This window comes from Caulobacter sp. SRI_008 (genome assembly GCF_057586355.1).
In genome coordinates this window covers 1-16,809 of sequence record NZ_JBYCZS010000011.1, presented here as the reverse complement: position 1 = coordinate 16,809, position 16,809 = coordinate 1, and the positions used below count along the sequence as shown (strand labels likewise).

Annotated in this window: 9 protein-coding genes; 7 read left to right on the top strand and 2 right to left on the bottom strand. The window is 71.8% G+C overall.

Going from position 1 to position 16,809, the window contains the following annotated elements:
- Positions 1-360: 360 nt before the first annotated feature.
- From bcsA to AC2YHT_RS11405, 6 genes are all read left to right on the top strand, one after another.
- A complete protein-coding gene (gene bcsA, locus AC2YHT_RS11430) occupies positions 361-4,749 on the top strand; it encodes a UDP-forming cellulose synthase catalytic subunit (protein ID WP_487289818.1) in 4,389 nt (1,462 codons plus the stop codon).
- A gap of 14 nt (positions 4,750-4,763) precedes the next feature.
- Positions 4,764-8,699: a cellulose synthase subunit BcsC-related outer membrane protein gene (locus AC2YHT_RS11425; RefSeq protein ID WP_487289817.1), complete on the top strand. Its 3,936-nt coding sequence runs from the start codon at positions 4,764-4,766 to the stop codon at positions 8,697-8,699.
- On the top strand, positions 8,696-9,163 hold the full coding sequence (gene bcsD, locus AC2YHT_RS11420) for a cellulose biosynthesis protein BcsD (protein WP_487289814.1): 468 nt from the start codon (positions 8,696-8,698) through the stop codon (positions 9,161-9,163). Before AC2YHT_RS11425 ends, bcsD begins: the two co-directional genes overlap by 4 nt.
- A 7-nt stretch (positions 9,164-9,170) precedes the next feature.
- Positions 9,171-10,181 (top strand): family 8 glycosyl hydrolase, encoded by a 1,011-nt coding sequence (locus tag AC2YHT_RS11415; protein ID WP_487289812.1) that lies wholly within the window; start codon positions 9,171-9,173, stop codon positions 10,179-10,181.
- 31 nt (positions 10,182-10,212) lie between these two features.
- Entirely contained in the window at positions 10,213-10,539 is a 327-nt protein-coding gene (locus AC2YHT_RS11410) for a hypothetical protein (protein WP_487289811.1), read from the top strand.
- Between the two features lie 177 nt (positions 10,540-10,716).
- On the top strand, positions 10,717-12,918 hold the full coding sequence (locus tag AC2YHT_RS11405) for a WD40/YVTN/BNR-like repeat-containing protein (RefSeq protein ID WP_487289809.1): 2,202 nt from the start codon (positions 10,717-10,719) through the stop codon (positions 12,916-12,918).
- A 13-nt stretch (positions 12,919-12,931) separates the two neighbouring features.
- Here AC2YHT_RS11405 and AC2YHT_RS11400 read toward each other — a convergent pair whose 3' ends face one another.
- Both AC2YHT_RS11400 and AC2YHT_RS11395 read right to left on the bottom strand, forming a co-directional pair.
- Positions 12,932-13,936 carry an AraC-like ligand-binding domain-containing protein gene (locus AC2YHT_RS11400; protein ID WP_487289807.1) on the bottom strand — a complete coding sequence of 335 codons (1,005 nt, stop codon included), beginning with the start codon at positions 13,934-13,936 and terminating at the stop codon, positions 12,932-12,934.
- Positions 13,937-15,244 (bottom strand): MFS transporter, encoded by a 1,308-nt coding sequence (locus AC2YHT_RS11395; RefSeq protein ID WP_487289805.1) that lies wholly within the window; start codon positions 15,242-15,244, stop codon positions 13,937-13,939.
- A 767-nt stretch (positions 15,245-16,011) separates the two neighbouring features.
- Between AC2YHT_RS11395 and AC2YHT_RS11390 the strand changes: the two genes are divergently transcribed.
- Positions 16,012-16,809, top strand: a 798-nt coding sequence (locus tag AC2YHT_RS11390) for an outer membrane protein (protein WP_487289803.1), incomplete at its 3' end; no start/stop codon positions are given.

Sequence of the window (16,809 nt, the reverse complement as noted above, 5' to 3'; positions counted from 1 at the left end):
AGGCGGCCTCGGCGACCGGGGTTCGAACCGCGCTGCGGCGACGTCATGAAATTCGATCTGGCCGTGCAATGTATTTCAATGCGCGGCGTTCAAGCTTCCACGCAGTAACGCCGCCTTGGTGCTTGTAAAATGATGGTTTTTGAATCGTGAGAGGCGGCTCTGAGGAAGTAATGCGGCTTTTGGTCGCGGCGGCGCGCCTGGAACGGGCGCGAGAATAGTCATACAGCCACGCTTGTAGGTCGTAAGCGCCGGCCGCTAGCATCGGCGGCGAAGACTTGGTGAAAGCTTGACTGTTAGAACGAGAGATCCAGCGACGATGACCGCAGCGGGGCCTGGGCCGTCGACCGGAGGGCTGGGCCGATGGACGCTGTGACGTCGCCTTCTGCTTCGGGGCCGGCTTCACGGTCGCTCCTGGCGCGGCTGGCCTCGCGCGTGGGCGTCGCGCTGCTGATCGCCGCCGTCCTGGCGGTGGCGCTCGTCGCGATCGTCATCCCGCTCAGCTTCAAGGACCAGGCGCTGTTCGCGCTGGCGACCATCGTCGGGGTGATCGCGGCCAATCGCCTGTCGCAGTCCAAGCACCTGACCATTGCGCTGTGCGTCGTCTCGGTGATCGTCAGCACCCGCTATCTGTGGTGGCGCACGACCGAGACCCTGCATTTCCGCAATCTCGGCGAGGCCTTCTTCGGCACGGGCCTGTACCTGGCCGAGATCTACGCCTGGCTGATCCTGCTGCTGGGCTATCTGCAGACCGCCTGGCCGCTGCAGCGGCCGGTGCGGCCGATCACCGGCGCGCCGGCGTCCTGGCCCAAGGTCGATGTCTATATCCCGACCTACAACGAGAGCCTGGAGATCGTGCAGGACACGGTGCTGGCGGCGCTGGGCATGGATTACCCGCGCGACCGGTTCAAGGTGTACCTGCTGGACGACGGCCGCCGGCCCGAGTTCAAGGCCTTCGCCGAGAAGGCCGGCGCGATCTACATGACCCGGCCCGACAACTTCGGGGCCAAGGCAGGCAACCTCAACCACGCCCTGGGCCAGACCGAGGCTGAGCTGGTCTGCATCTTCGACTGCGACCACATCCCCACGCGCGCCTTCCTGCAGATGACCGTCGGCTGGTTCCAGGAGGACGCGCGCCTGGCCCTGCTGCAGACGCCGCACCACTTCTATTCGCCCGATCCGGTGCAGCGGAACATCCAGACGGTGAAGGACATCCCCGGCGAGGGCGACCTCTTCTACGGGGTGGTCCAGCCGGGCAACGACCTGTGGAACGCCGCCTTCTTCTGCGGCTCCTGCGCCATCATCCGCCGCGCGGCCCTGGAAGAGACCCACGGCTTCGCGCACGAGACCGTAACCGAGGACGCCCACACCGCGCTGAAGCTGCAACGCCGGGGCTGGAACACGGCCTTCCTGGAAATCCGGCTGTCGGCGGGTCTGGCGACCGAGCGCCTGGCCCTGCACATCGGCCAGCGCATCCGCTGGGCGCGCGGCATGACCCAGATCTTCCGGATCGACAATCCCTTGTTCGGCAAGGGTTTGAGCATCGCCCAGCGGCTCTGTTACCTGAATGCGATGCTGCATTTCCAGTTTCCGCTGCCGCGCATCGTGTTCCTGACCTCGCCGCTGGTCTTCCTGCTGCTGGGGTTCAACATCATCAGCGCCTCGGCCCCGATGATCCTGGCCTACGCCCTGCCGCACCTGGTGCACTCGATCGTCACCAACAACCGCATGCAGGGCGAGGAGCGCATGGCGTTCTGGGGCGAGATCTACGAGACCCTGCTGGCCTTCCACCTGCTGGGTCCGACGATCGTCACCCTGTTCGCGCCCAAGCACGGCAAGTTCAACGTCACCGACAAGGGCGGCCGGCTGGAGAAGGGCTATTTCGACTGGTCGCTGATGTGGCCGCACATCGTGGTCGCCGGCCTGCTGATCGCCGGCCTCTGCTTCGCCATGTGGCGGCTGGCGACGGCCGAGCCGGACTTCGTGCTGGTCGGCACCCTGGTGCTCAACGCCTTCTGGACCCTGTTCAGCCTGCTGGTGCTGCTGACCGCCATCGCCGTCGGCCGCGAGACCCGGCAGGTGCGCCAGCACGTCCGCATCGAGGCCTCTCTGCCCGCCCGCCTGCGGCTGACCAACGGCGAGGTGCTGGAGGTCCAGACCCTGGAGGTCTCGATGGGCGGCCTGTCGGCGATCATTCCCGACGGCTTCTGGGGCGACGAGCGCCAGCTCGACTCGGTCGAGTTCCTGCAGGACGAGCGCGCCCGTCCGTTCAAGGCGCGGTCCATCATGTTCGACAAGGGGGTCCTGAGAGTGCAGTTCCTGCCGCTCGGCTTCGCCGAACGCCGCGACCTGGTGCGCAACGTCGTCGGCCGCGCCGACGCCTGGGTGCCCAACGCCCACTGGGCGCCGGTGCGTCCCCTGGCCGCCCTGGCGGGCCTGGTCCGGGCCAGCGCCAGCATCCTGTTCTGGTGGCGGGCGGCCAAGCCCGCGGCCCTGGCGCCGCGCTCGCGCACGGGCGGCGGACCCGACGGCGGCCGGGCGGCGGTGATCGTCGCGGGCCTACTGCTGGCCGGCGGCCTGGGCTGGAGCGGGCAGGCGAGGGCGCAGGATCCCGCGCCCGCCGCTGCGGTTCCCGCCGGTTCGACCCGCGTGCTGACCCTCAAGGACCTGGGCTTTGGCCAGTCCCTGCGCCTGCGCGGCGTGCAGGGCGAGGCCGGCGTCGACTTCACCCTGCGCCGCGACGAGGTGGTCACCGCCGCCCGTCTCGTCGTCTCGGGCGCCTATTCGCCGTCGCTGCTGGGCGACCTGTCGCAGCTGGCCGTGACCCTGAACGGCGAGCCGGCCGGCGCGGTCATGCTGACCCCCGACCGGGCGGCCGGAACCGAGTGGTCGATCCCGATCGATCCGGCCCTGTTCCTGCGCGACAACAATCTGAACCTCCGCTTCATCGGCCACTACACCCGCGCCTGCGAGGACCCGCAGCATTCGTCGCTGTGGATGACGCTCAGCAATCAGCGCTCGCGCCTGGAGCTGACGGTCTCGCGCCTGCCGGCGAGCCCGGACCTGGCGATGCTGCCCGGGCCGTTCTTCGACAAGGGCGGCGGCAAGCTGGTGCTGCCGTTCGTGTTCGCCGAGACCCCCTCCGACGCGGTGCTGCGCGGGGCGGGGGCGGCGGCCTCCTATTTCGGCATGCGGGCCAGCTATCGCGGCTTCGCCTTCCCGACCCTGATCGGCGCCCTGCCGCAGGGCGAGGGCGTGGTGTTCGGCCAGTCGGGCCAGACGATCGGCGGCCTGACCCTGCCGCGGGTGAACGGTCCGACCCTGGCCGTGGTCGCCAACCCCCAGGCCCCCGACCATCGCCTGCTGCTGGTGATCGGTCGCGACACTTCCGAGATCCGCCGCGCGGCCCTGGCGCTCAGCATCTCGCAGGGCGGGCTGAACGGCGCCATGGCCCAGGTCGACACCGCCCTGATCGCCCCGCGCGTGGCCTATGACGCCCCGCGCTGGCTGCGCATGGATCGTCCCGTCCGCCTGGGCGAGCTGGTTGACGCCCAGCTTCTGCAGGCGCCGGGCCTGTCGCCGGCTCCAGTGTCCGTGCCGTTCCGCGTCGCACCCGATCTCTTCCTATGGCCGGTGCAGGGCGCGCCGCTGCGCGTGCGCTACCGCTATCCGAAGGGGCCGTGGTTCGACCGCGAGCAGTCGCGCCTCGACGTGTCGCTGAACGGCCAGTACCTGCGCTCCTACCGGCTCAGCGCCCAGGACCGCACCGCTGAGGTGCGGGGCCTGTTCAACCGCTTCGCCCGCAACGAGCACAGCCTGGACCTGCCGCCCTACCTGCTGTTCGGCGCCAGCCAGCTGCAGTTCTATTTCGACATCAAGAGCAACAAGACCGGGGCCTGCCAGGGCCAGCTGCCGACCAACGTCCACAGCGGGATCGATCCGGACACCTCGATCGACCTCAGCGGCGGCCGCCACTTCGCGGCCCTGCCGAACCTGGCCTTCTTCGCCAGCGCCGGCTTCCCGTTCACCCGCAACGCCGACCTCGACAAGACCACGGTCGTGCTCGACGCCAACCCCGGAGCGGCCGACATCGAGGCCTATCTGGCGCTGATGGGCCGGTTCGGCGACGTCACCGGCGCGCCGGTCACCCGGGTGGCGATCGCGCGCGACGCCGACGCGGCCTCGCTGAAGGGCCGCGACGTGCTGCTGATCGGCCGCCCCGACATGGTTCGCCGGTTCGGGGCTTTGTTCGCCGGCGCGCCGGTGCGCTTCGAGGACGACCGGCTGCGGCTGAAGCTGGCCGCCCCGATCGAGCGGCTGTTCCTGATGGCCGACGGCGAGGCCTCGGCCGGCCGCGACCACGCCGACGACCTGCTGGTGGCCGGCGAGGGCTTCGAGGGCCTGGTCAGCTTCCGCTCGCCCTTCGATCGCGGCCGGGCGGTGGTGGCCGTGCTGGCCAGCGACCCGACCCGCCTGCCGGCGGTGGTGGCCCGCCTCGACGACCCGGCCCAGAACGCCCGCATCCAGGGCGACCTGGCCATCGTCACCGAGGAGGGCTTCTCCAGCTTCCAGGTCGGCAAGGTGTTCCACACCGGCGACCTGCCCTGGTGGGTCTACGGCATGTGGTGGCTCAGCCAGCGGCCGCTGCTGCTGGCGCTGTCGATCTTCGGTGTCGGCCTGGCCCTGTCGTTCCCGCTCATCGTCGCGCTGAAGGCTATCGCGCGACGCCGTCTCGAAGGTAGCGCCAAGTGAAGTCCCTGCGTCGCATGTCCGTGGAAGCCGCCCTGGCCGCCATCCTGCTGGCGGGCGGGACGGCCTCCGTCGCCCAGGCGCAGAGTGGAAGCGCGGCGGTCGGCGCCCTGGTGCGCCAGGGCGACTTCTGGAGCCAGAAGGGCCGCAAGGACCTGGCGGCCGACGCCTACAAGCGCGCCCTGGCGGCCGATCCCAACAACGCGGCGGCCAAGCGGGGCCTGGCGGCCCTCGATGCGCCGGGCGGCGGGGCCAAGGCGCCTGTGGGCGGGGCTTCAGCCGGCGGCGCCGACCTGGCCAAGGCCCGGGGTTTGGCCCAGCGGGGCGAGAACGCGGCCGCCGCGGCGGCCTACCGCCAGGCGTTCGGCGGCTCGACCCCGCCCGACGCGGTGGCTCTCGAATACTATCAGACCCTGGCCGGCGCGCCGGGCGGTGTCGCCCAGGCCCAGACGGGTCTGCGGGCGCTGTCGGCCCGCAAGCCGGGCGACCAGAACGTGCAGCTGGCGCTCGGCCAGGCCCTGACCTATCGCGAGGGCACCCGCCGCGAGGGCGTGGCCCTGCTGGCCCGCCTGGCGGGCGGCGGCGGTTCCGTCGCCGGCAAGGCCGCCAGCGCCTGGCGCCAGGCCCTGACCTGGATGGACGAGAGCCCGCGCAACGCCGACCTGTTCGGCGACTATCTGGCGGCCCGTCCCAACGACGCCGAGATCTCGCGCAAGCTGGCCGCGGCCCGCACCGCGCCCAAGGCCCCGGCGGCTGCGGCTGTCGATCCCTCGGCGGGCGATAGGGCCAAGGGCTTCGAGGCCTTGCAGGGCGGCGACGTCGCCGAGGCCGAACGGCGCTTCCAGACTGCCCTGGCCCGCCGCGCGGGCGACGCCGACGCCCTGGGCGGGCTTGGCCTCGTGCGGCTCCAGGCCCAGCGGTTCGGCGAGGCCGCCGATCTCTTGGGACGGGCCAGCCGGTCCAGCCCCGCCAGCGCCGGCCGCTGGAAGGAGGCCCTGACCAGCGCCCGCTTCTACGCAGGCCTCCAGGACGCCCAGGCCGCCCTCGACCAGGGCCAGGTGATCAAGGCCGAGCAGACGCTGCGGCCGCTGACCGCCGAGACCTATCCCGACCGCCTGCTGGCGCGCGGCCTGCTGGCCGAGGCGCTGCGCCGCCAGGGCAAGGCGGCCGAAGCCGAGAGCGCCTATCGCGCCGTGCTGGCGGCCGCGCCCAACCAGGCCGAGGCCCAGCAGGGTCTTGTCCAGGTGCTGCTCGACCAGGGCCGCACGGCCGAGGCCGACGCGGTGGCGGCCGCCTCGCCGGCCCTGCAACCCGACGCCAGCGGCCAGAACGTGCTGCGCGGCCGCATCGACCACGAGCGCGCCAGCCAGCTGTGGGCCAATGGCGACCTGTCGGGCGCCAACGCCGCCTTCGAGAGCGCCCTGGCCGCCGCGCCGTCCGATCCGTGGGTGCGGCTCGACTTCGCTCGCTTCCTGGCGGGCCAGGGCGAGGCCCAGGCCGCCGAGGGGCTGATGGCCCCGGTCGGCGCCGGAACCCAGCCCGAGCAGATCCACGCCGCCGCCGTCTTCGCCGACCAGCAGGGCCGCCCGTCCGAGGCCCTGGCCCTGCTCGACCGCGCGCCCGTCGGCAAGATGACGCCGGAGATGACGGCCCTGCGCGGCCGGCTCGAGATCGACGCCGCCATCGACCAGGCCAAACAGGGCGGCGGCGTCGCCTCGTTGCGCGCCCTGGCCGCCCGTCCGGCGCTGCCGGTCGCGGCGCAGGGCCGCCTGGCCTCGGCGCTCTACGACCTGGGCGACCGCCAGACCGCCCTGGCCATGGCCCAGCGCACCCTGGTCGAGGGCGTCACCGAGGCGCCGGCCGGCTATGACGGCATGGTCGCGGTGCTGGCCAAGGCCGGACGCGACGCCGAGGCCGCCGCCATCATCCGCCAGGCCTCCTCTCGTTCCGGCGCTTCGCCGGACGGGGTTCGAGCGGTCGCCGACCTGACCGCCACCCTCGGGGCCGAGCGGGCCGACCGCTTGCGCCAGGCCGGGGATCTGGCCAGCGCCTTCGACGTGCTGTCGGCCGCCTTCGCGGTGGCCCCGCGCAACACCCGCCTGCTGGCCCCGCTGGGCCGCGTCTACCAGGACGGCCGGATGTACGACGAGGCCGCCCAGGCCTTCGCCGTCCTGCTGCGCGCCAAGCCCGGCGACAAGGAGGCCCTGATCGGCCTGGCCGAAGCCTCGGCCGCCAAGGGCGACGTGGCGAGCGCCCGCCGCACCCTGGCCCAGGCGATCGCCGCCAGCCCGCGCGACGCCGACCTCTATCTCGCCTCGGCCCGGGTCGAGCGCCAGGCCGGCGACGAGAAGGCGGCGCTGGAGGCCCTGCGCATGGCCCGCACCCTGCGCGAGCGGCGGCCGACCTTCGGCTCGGGTCTCGACGCCGTGCTTGCGCCGGGCGGCTCGAACGCGACCCCGGGCGGCGGTCTCGGCCCCAATCCGTTCACGGCCGGCGGCGTTCCGGCGCGGGCGGCGGTGCTGCCGGTGGCGGCCGGCCGCTACGACCTGATGACCTCGGCCGCCGCCGCGCCCCTCACGGGCGTCGACATCGCGTCCGGCGGCGACCAGCTGGCCGGCGTGCTGACCCCGGCCGCGCCGACGCCAACCGCCGAACGCGGCTTCGCCGGCGTCGCCTTCCCGTTCACCGGCCGCAACGGCCGCGCGGGCGAGGCCGCCTCGCCGCGTCCCACGACCACCGTCGCGCCGTCGCCGGGCAATCCGTTCGTGGCGCCGGCCGCGCGCGACCCGGTGGTCGGCGACATCGACCGCCAGATCGCCGAGATCACCGCTCGCACCGCCGCCGAGGTGTCCGGCTCGGCCCAGATCCGCGCCCGCTCGGGCGAGGCGGGCTTGGGGCGGCTGCACGAACTGTCGGCCAGGGCCGCGGCCTCGGCGTCGCTGGGCGAGGTGCGGTTCACCGCCTCGATCTCGCCGGTCAGCATCGACGGCGGCACGCCCTCGGGTTCGGCCGAGCAGCGTTACGGCGCCAACCAGATCATCAACGCTCGCGCCATCGTCGGCGCCTTCGCGCCGGTATACGCGGCCGCCCCGCCGCAGAGCGCCTCGGGGGCGGCGGTCAACCTGGCGATGGCGGCTGGGCCGCTGTCGGCCGACATCGGCACGACCCCGATCGGCTTTGGCGACATCGACGTCGCCGGCGGCGTGGTGTTCTCGCCGCGCCTGGGCGCCAACGGCCAGGGCAAGCTGTGGATCGAGCGCCGTCCGGTCACCGACAGCGTCGTAGCCTATGCCGGCGCCCGCGATCCGGTCACCGGCCAGCGCTGGGGCCGCGTCATGCGCACCGGCGGCGGGGTCAGCCTGTCCTATGACGACGGCGCCTCGGGGCTCTATGGCGACGCCAGCTACGGGCACTACGACGGCGAGCACGTGGCCGACAACGACAGCTACCATGTCAATCTGGGCGGCTACATCCGTCCGTATCGCCGTGGCGAGACCGAGGTTCAGGTCGGCTTCAACCTCAATCAGCAGGGTTTCGACAACAACCAGAACTTCTTCAGCCTGGGCCACGGCGGCTATTTCAGCCCCAAGTCGTTCACCAGCCTGACCGCGCCGATCAGCGTCACCGGCCGCCAGGGGCCGTGGAAGTTCAAGGGCGCGATCGCGCCGGGCTACCAGACCTACAACCAGGCCGGGGCGGCCTATTTCCCGATGGACGTCGCCTTGCAGACCGAGCTCAACACCCTGGCCTTGGCCGACAGCGACGTCTTCCCGCGCTATCTGGCGGAGAGCGCCAGCGGCTTTGGCGTATCGGGCGGGTTGTCGGCCGACTACCAGTTCCGGCCCGGCGCCAGCATCGGCGGGGCCGTCAATTTCAACACCTTCGGCGTCTACAACGAGACCGCCGTCAGCGTCGGCGTGAAGCAGACCCTGGGCGGGGAGGGCGGCCGATGAGCGGAGATGACGCCCGGGCCAGAGATCTGGACTACCTGAACCGCCGCCGCGTCAGCCCGCAGTGGTCGCCGTTCCTGGCGGCCCTGGCCGGGGAGCTGACCGCCGTCGCCGATCCGACCGCCGCCCGGCGCTTCCTGCGGGCCACGGGCGAGCGCATGGCCCGCCGCTTCGCCCTGCCGACGGTCGAGACGCTCGACGAGCTGGAGACGCAGCTGAACGTCGTGCTCGGCGGGATGGACTGGGGCTGGACCCGGCTGGCGGCGGCGGACGATCATATCCTCATCACCCATGGGGCCTGTCCCAATGCGCTCGACGACGACGACAGGCGGGCCTGGCCGCCGCTCATGGCCGAGATTCTGGCGGGGGCCTACGGCGCCTGGCTCGCCGCCCAGGGCAGTCCCGGCGGCGTCACCACCTGCCGCGATCCTTCGGCTTCGCCGCTGGTGTTCGAGCACCGGGTCTAGGCTGCTGATGGCGGTGGTGATCGCCGCGACCGGAGCCTCGGGCGCCTGCGCCCGGCCGCCCGCCGAGGGCTGGGCCGCCTTCAAGGCCGCCTACGTGCAGCCCGACGGCCGCACGATTGATCCCGAGAACGGCGGCGTCAGCCACAGCGAGAGCCAGGGCTACACGATGCTGCTGGCCGAGGGCCACGGCGATCGCGAGACCTTCGACCGCGCCTGGAACTGGACCCGGACCAATCTGGCCCAAAAGAACGCGCCGCTGCTGGCCTGGCGCTACGACCCCCGCGCGAAGCCGCCCGTCGCCGACCAGAACAACGCCGCCGACGGCGACGTGTTGGCGGCCTGGGCGCTGCTGCGGGCCGGGCGGCGCTGGCGCGACGACGACTATCTGGTCGCGTCCAAGGCCCTCCGCGACGCCATCGCCGAGCGGCTGGTGGTCGAGGTCGGCGGGCGCACGGTGCTGTTGCCCGGGCTGGAGGGCTTTCGCGGCCCGGCCGGGGTGATCGTCAATCCGTCCTATTTCATCCTGCCGGCCTTCCAGGACTTCGCGTCCGCCGACGGGGCCGAGGCGCCGTGGCGGACCCTGATCGCCGACGGCGTGATCCTGGCGCGCGATGGCCGGTTCGGGCCCAAGAAGGTTCCGCCCGACTGGTTGCTGGTGCGTCCCGACGGCAGCCTGGCGCCGGCCCCGGACAAGCCGCCGCTGTTCGGTTTCGACGCGATCCGGGCGCCGCTCTACCTGGCCTGGGGCGGCCAGGATTCGCTGGCCGCGGAGACCGCGGACTACTGGCGCGGCAACATTCAAGCCCAAAAACGGCCACCGGCATGGGTCAATATGTCCGACGGTCATGAAGCCGACTTTCCGTTATCTAGCGGGGGTGTCGACATCGCCGCCCTGGCGCTGAACGACCCGTCGATCCAGAGGCTTCGGGGGACGCCGCCGGATCGCACGTACTACTCGTCCGCCCTCGTCCTGCTCGCCGAAATGGCGGGGAAGGAAAGGCGGGCCAGACGGCCTTGAACCCCGAACCGCCTTGCGGTGGAGCCACGACATGTCCGGCGACGTCAACCGCCTCTTCTCGATGATCAACCAGATCAATCTGCCGTATCAGATCTTCGAGACGGCGGAGACCGAGGCCGAGTTCGAACCCGAGCCCGGGCGGCCCTCGCTGCAGGCCGAGGCCGAAGCCATGGTCCGCGCGCTGGAAGGCTTTTTCGGCTGCCCGCCGGCCGCCGCCAACGAAGACGTCGTCGCCTGCGACATCGGCTTCCTGCAGGCCTACGCCGAAAAGCCCGCGCCGGTTTCCGCCGCCGCCAGCACGCAGCCGGGCGACAACCGGCTGTCGGACATCTTCAAGCGCATGCGCGAACGGGCCTGAAGCCGGCCCCTCTCCGCGCCTCCCCGCCAAGGCGGGATCCGACTGACGCCTTATCCCCCATAACCGTGAAATCCCGTATTGTAGGATTAATCGTCTTCGGTATGGTAGCGCTCACAATATCAAGGACGACCCCGGCTCGGGCCTGAGGATCGTCCAGAGCGCAGCGGGGGAAACCAGATGTTCTTCGATCGGATGAAGCCTGTCCTGGGACCGGCCCTGGGCGGCGCGGCCCTGGCCCTGATGCTGGCCGTGGGCGGTCCGGCGACCCAGGCCCGCGCGGCCGACCAGCCCTATGCCTGGGCCAGCGTGCCCTATGGCGCGGGCGGCTATGTCGACGGCTTCGTCTATCACCCGCGCGAGAAGGGCCTGCTCTACGCCCGCACCGACGTCGGCGGCGCCTATCGCTACGACTACGCGGCCAAGCGCTGGATCCCGCTGCTCGACCACCTGCCGCGCGAGGACACCGACCTGATGGGCGTGCTGAGCCTGGCGGTCGATCCGGCCGATCCCAACAAGCTCTACGCGGTCTGCGGCCTCTATCTGCAGGACTGGGGGCGCAAGGGCGCCGTGTTGCGCTCCGACGACCGTGGCCTCACCTGGAAGAAGACCGAGCTGCCGATCCGGGTGGGCGGCAACGCCGACGGCCGCGGCGCGGGCGAGCGGCTGATGGTCGATCCGACCGACCCGAAGACCATCTGGTTCGGCTCCAATCAGGACGGGCTTTGGCGCAGCACAGACAGCGGTGTCAGCTTCGCCAAGGTCGCCGCCTCGCCGGCGCGGGCGATCAATCTGGTGATCTTCGAGCCGAAGAGCGGCGACCTCTATGTCGGCGGGGCCGACGGCAAGGGCGGGCTGTTCGTCAGCCATGATCGCGGGGCCTCGTTCCAGCCGGTGGCGGGCGCGCCGGCCCAGCTGCCGCAGCGGGCCGTGTTCGTTCCCGACGGAACGCTCTACGTCGCCTTCGCCGAAGGGGACGGAAGCGCCTTCGCGGTCAATCCCAGCCACGCCAAGGGCGGCAGCGTGCAGAAGCGCGACCCGGCCTCGGGCAAGTGGCGCGACATCTCACCCCTGAAGGGCGAGGCCCGCCAGGGCGGCTTTTCGGGGATCGATGTCGGGCCGGACGGCGCGCTGGTGGTCTCGACCCTGGACCGCTGGTGGCCAAACGACGACGTCTTCGTCTCGCGCGACGGCGGGGCCAAGTGGAGCGCGCTCAGCCGCCAGGCCGGCTTCTCGGCCGGGGCCTATCCGTGGCTGGCCGAGACCAATCCCGAGCGCAAGATGGGCGGCTGGATCTCGGCGCTGCGGGTCAATCCGTTCAACGCCGACGAGCTGATCTACGGCCATGGCGGCGGCCTGTGGATGAGCCGCAACTTCACCGCCGCCGGCGGCGACGCCCCAGTGGCGCTGGACGCCCGGATCGACAATCTGGAAGAGGGCGCGGTCACCCAGCTGGTCTCGCCCACCGGCGGGGCGACCCTGCTGGCGGCCATGGGCGACACCGCGGGGGCGGCCTGGGACGACGTCACCCGTCCGCCCGCCAACGGCCTTTTCCGCCCCAACACCGAGAGCAACTGGAGCGTCGACTACGCCGGCCAGAAGCCCGGCTACATCGTCCGCACCGCCAACGGCAAGGCCAACGCCTTCTACTCCACCAGCGGCGGCGCCGACTGGCGGCCGATGTCGGCCCAGCCCTACAAGGTCCCCGGCGAAGGCCAGCCCTGGCGCGGGCCGGGCGCGATCGCGGTGTCGGCCAAGGGCTCTGCCCTGCTGTGGGCGCCCGAGAAGGACGTCGGCTACGCCTCGCTGGACGGCGGCAAGACCTGGACGGCTTCCGTTGGCTGGCCCGCCGCCGGCGACCAGACCCTGGTTCCGGTCGCCGACAAGGTGGTCGAGCGGGTGTTCTACGTGCACGACCGGGCCGGCGGCCGCGTGCTGGTCAGCGTCGACGGCGGCCTGACCTTCACGCCGATCGCCTCGGGCCTGCCGGCGACCCAGCACTGGGACCGCGCCCAGCTGGCCGTCGTGCCGACCCGGATGCGCGACCTGTGGATCGCCCTGCCGTCGGGCCTGCTGCATTCGCGCGACGCCGGCGCGCCGTTCAAGCCGGCCCGCAAGGTCGACGCGGCCTGGTCGGTCAGCTTCGGCGCGCCCAAGGAGAAGGACGGCTACCCGGCGGTCTATCTCTACGGCAAGGTCGATGGACGCGGCGGCCTGTGGCGCTCGGACGACGAGGGCGGGTCCTGGACGCGGATCAACGACGACGCCCACCAGTTCGGCGACATCCAGGGCGTGGCCGGGGACCTGCTGGAATACGGCGTCGTCTACATCGCCCCGCACGGTCGCGGCGTTCTGGTCGGGCGGCCGCCAAAGGCGCCGTAAGGCCCCTCGAGGTCTAGTCCAGCTCGTTCAGCCAGCCTTCCCAGCGCCGCTTGGCCAGGTCGGGGTCGTTGCGGGGCTTGTCGCCGACGGCCTCGCGATAGGCCTGCAGGCCGGCGCCATAGACCTCGGCGAACAATCGCTCCATCTGCGCCACGCCGCCGAAGCCGAGGCGCTCGGCCAGCTCGTCCTCGCCCGGGGCCGCGTGGCCCTGGGCGTCGAGCACGGCGCGCAGGGCGTCCAGGCGGATCAGCTGGATGAACCGTGCCACCCCGCCCTGCTTGTCGAACAGGCGGTAGAGCGACGAGCGCGAGATGCCGGCTCCGGCGCTGATGGCGTCGACCGACAGGGTCTTGTCGGCCAGGCGGGGCAGGACGAAGCGGCGCACGCTCTCGCGGCGGGCCAGGTCGCGGCGCTGGTCTTCGCGGCCGGCGCGGGCCGCGTCGCCGCCGACCGACGACAGGATGTCGATGAAGGCCCGGCCCAGGGCGGGCAGGGCGGTCGGGGCCAGGCCGTCGCCGCGCCGGGCCAGGGACGAGAGGAAGTCGGCCAGGACCAGGTTGTCCGGCGGGATCAGGATCTGGCCGTGCAGCCGTCCGGCCGGGCCGAGCGCCGCCTCGATCACGTCGCGGGCGATGCTGGCGGTCAGGATCACGGCGTCGCGGTGGTCGGTGCGCATCGGTCGGCGGGTGTCGAGCAGCACGCCTTCGCCCGGTCCCAGGGTCCGGGGCGGCCCCGGCGCGTCCAGCCGCACCTCGCCCTCGACCACGTGGGTCAGGACGAAGTGGTCGAAGCCGTCGCCGGCGATCCGCTCGCGCCGGGCATGGACCACGCCCGACAGCCGGCGCTCGAACAGCAGGATCTTGTCCAGCCGCCAGGCCCGCACCTGAGCGAAGAACGGGCCTTCGCCGCGGCTGACGTCGGAGCCGCGCGAATAGAGGGTCGCATAGAGCGCGAAGGCCTCGTCGGCCGGGTGCTCGTCGCTGGAGAAATGAAAGCTGTCGGTCACTGAGGCTGACATCTAGGCGCGCGCCATCTCGCTCGTCTCTTGCGCCAGCCGCCGCCAGGGCTCCGCCCCGAGAAACGCGGCGAGCCCGGCCAGTGATCCCGCCGCCGTCATCACCGCCGCCAGGGCCATGGCCAGGCCGTGCGGTCCGGAGAACAATCGGTCGCTCAGCAGGCCGGTCAGCAGTGGGCCGAAACCGAGGCCCGCCACCGTGACGAAGGCCAGGTAGAGGCCGTTCATGGCCGGGCGCAGATGCGGCGGGCTCAGCGGCTGCAGGCCGGCCAGGGCCGCCAGGGCCGCAGCCCCGCCGCCGGCCGTGATCAGAAAAAGGGCGGCCGCCGCTGTCGCCGGCGAGCCGGCGCGGCTCAGCAGCAGGGCGCCGAGCACGGCGAGCAGGGCGCCGCCGGTCACGACCAGGGCCGGTCCGCCGCCGGCCTTGCGTCGTTGGTCCAGCAGCCAGCCGCCGCCCAGGTGTCCGGCCGGCGCGGCGACCAGCACCACCAGGCCGGCCAGCAGGGCGCTGGCGGCCGGGGTGAGGCCGCAGGCGCGGTTGACGATCGACGGCGCCCAGGCCGCGGCGGCCTGCACCAGCAGGATCACCGCGCCGGCGGCCAGGAAATGCAGGCCAAGGCCCGCCGGCCGCGCGGCCAGATGGGCCAGGGTCTGGGCCAGGCCCTGGCCCCGGGGGACGGCCTCGTCGCGGCCGCGCACGCGCCAGACCAGCAGGGCGACCAGCACCAGATTGGGCAGGGTCAGCAGGAGGATGGCCGCGCGCCACGGCGCGTGACCGAAGGCCTGGAAGATCCCCGCCGAAAAGGCGCCCAGGGCGAGGCCCCCGGCCAGCAGGGCTCCGCTGCGTCCCATCGACGATCCCGAGGTGAACACCGACACCCAGCGCGACAGCCGGGCGGCGGGGGCACCGGCCACGATCACGGCCAGGGCCGTCGGCGCGAACACCGCCTGGGCCAGGCCCAGCACTAGGCGCGAGGCGAACAGGGCGGCGTAGGTCTGGGCGAAGGCCATGGCCATGGTGGCCAGGGTCCAGAGGGCGGCGGACCCCGCCAGCAGCAGTCCGCGCGGCAGGCGGTGGCCGCGATGGCCGGTGACCAGGGTGGCGACGGTGTAGAGCGCCACGAAGGCGGGGCCTTGCAGCGCGCCCAGCTGGGTGTCGGTCAGCTGGAAGCCGGCCTTGAGGGCGGGGGCGTAGACGCTGGGCACGGCCCGGTCGACGAAGGCCATGAAATGGCCGGCGGCCAGCAGCAGGACGATTGGGAATTCGAGGAGCGGGCTTTCATCCGGGCCCTGCCGTACGCGCTCTGACATCGGGCTCTGAAAGCTTTCCGGGAGCGCACTGTTTCCCCCGCGCGAAGTCGTAGTTAACGCAACCGCATGTACTGTCCAGCCCTTCGCGGCGCGCCGTGTTGCGGAATGTTCCAGGTTTGGGACGCGACAATTCCCCGGAGCGGGTGCTAGCCGTCGCCCTCGAGCGCTTCCATCGCATGGCGAGGGAAGCGACGAGCGTCTCCTGCGTTCTGGCCGGGCCCGTCGATCCCTCGATCCCTGCCGCAACGCTGCCGGGGGACGGCTCGACGTCGTCACGCACTCCACAAGCGGTCGGCGGCGTCGAGACGGACCCGACGAGATTTCGCCCGCGGCCGCGATGATCGGCGCCCGGACGACGACAGCCTTCGCCGCTTCCTCCAAGCGGTGAAGAGGAGAGGGTGGCCTGGCCGCAGGGTCGTGGGGGCGATCCGCGGCCCGGTCCGCGACCAGCGACGCGCATTCTGCGCCGCTGGTCGCCTCCCCGCTGATCAAACAGCGCTCACCATCCACCGTTCTGCCAATAATCGCCTGGGTTGATCTGGACGCTGATTGCGAACAGGGCGATCATTTCCCTGCTCGCGCGAAGACCGGCGCGAGGCGATCACGACGTCCGTGGACCGATCGTTTCAGAGGAGGTTCTGTCGAGATATCGACGAAACTCGCTCACTGTGGCGCTGGCGCCACAGCCGATTTGCGAGGTCACGCGTTTGTCGTCGTGGAAGCCGCCCCGCGGGGGGCGTCCTGGCTAATTTAAAGAGGGTTCTCACATGAAATTCGGGTTGCTGGCTGGCGTCGCAGCCGTCGCGCTTTGCGCGGCGTCAGGCGCCTCCGCCCAAAGCGCGTTGAGCGGATGGTACGTGGCCGGCGACGTCGGTTACCACTCGACCGAGGGCGTTGAAACGAGTTCGTCGGTGGACGCCTCCGATGGCCGTCCCTACGACTGGACCTTCTCGACCGACAAGGACTGGGCGGGCTTCGCGCGCCTCGGTTACCGTCTGTCGCCGAACTGGCGCGTCGAAGGCGAATACGGCTATCGCGGCGGCGACATCAAGGGCGTCCGCTCCGAGGACGGTTCGCGTCCGCAGCCGCTGGGTCTCTGCACCGCCGGTCCGCTCCGCACGACGACCAGCCCGACCTGCGGCGAGCCGAACGGCGAGCTGAAGGCCACCACCCTGATGGCTAACGTCATCTATGACTTCCTGCCCGACTCGTCCTGGCGTCCGTTCGTCGGCGTCGGCGTCGGTACGGCCTGGGTGCACAACAAGGTCTACGGCCAACTGAGCGGCGTGCCGGCCGGCGCGGCGCCCTACCAGAACCTCAGCATCGACGACGTCGATCAGGCGTTCGCCTATCAAGGCCTGCTGGGCCTGGCCTGGGACATCACCCCGAACTGGTCGCTCGACCTGACGGGCCGCTACCTGACCGCCAAGAACGTCACCTGGGGCTCGGTCTCGACGAACGTGGGCGCGGCCGGTCCGGCCCCGACCTCGCTCGGCTACTTCGACGGCGACTACAAGGACAGCTCGATCACCCTGGGTGTGCGCTACACCTTCGGCTCGCCGCCG

Excerpts from the sequence above, each read along its gene's own strand:
- bcsA (WP_487289818.1), top strand. The coding sequence starts at position 361 with ATGGACGCTGTGACGTCGCCTTCTGCTTCGGGGCCGGCTTCACGGTCG.
- AC2YHT_RS11425 (WP_487289817.1), top strand. The coding sequence starts at position 4,764 with ATGTCCGTGGAAGCCGCCCTGGCCGCCATCCTGCTGGCGGGCGGGACG.
- bcsD (WP_487289814.1), top strand. The coding sequence starts at position 8,696 with ATGAGCGGAGATGACGCCCGGGCCAGAGATCTGGACTACCTGAACCGC.
- AC2YHT_RS11415 (WP_487289812.1), top strand. The coding sequence starts at position 9,171 with ATGGCGGTGGTGATCGCCGCGACCGGAGCCTCGGGCGCCTGCGCCCGG.
- AC2YHT_RS11410 (WP_487289811.1), top strand. The coding sequence starts at position 10,213 with ATGTCCGGCGACGTCAACCGCCTCTTCTCGATGATCAACCAGATCAAT.
- AC2YHT_RS11405 (WP_487289809.1), top strand. The coding sequence starts at position 10,717 with ATGTTCTTCGATCGGATGAAGCCTGTCCTGGGACCGGCCCTGGGCGGC.
- AC2YHT_RS11400 (WP_487289807.1), bottom strand. The coding sequence starts at position 13,936 with ATGTCAGCCTCAGTGACCGACAGCTTTCATTTCTCCAGCGACGAGCAC.
- AC2YHT_RS11395 (WP_487289805.1), bottom strand. The coding sequence starts at position 15,244 with ATGTCAGAGCGCGTACGGCAGGGCCCGGATGAAAGCCCGCTCCTCGAA.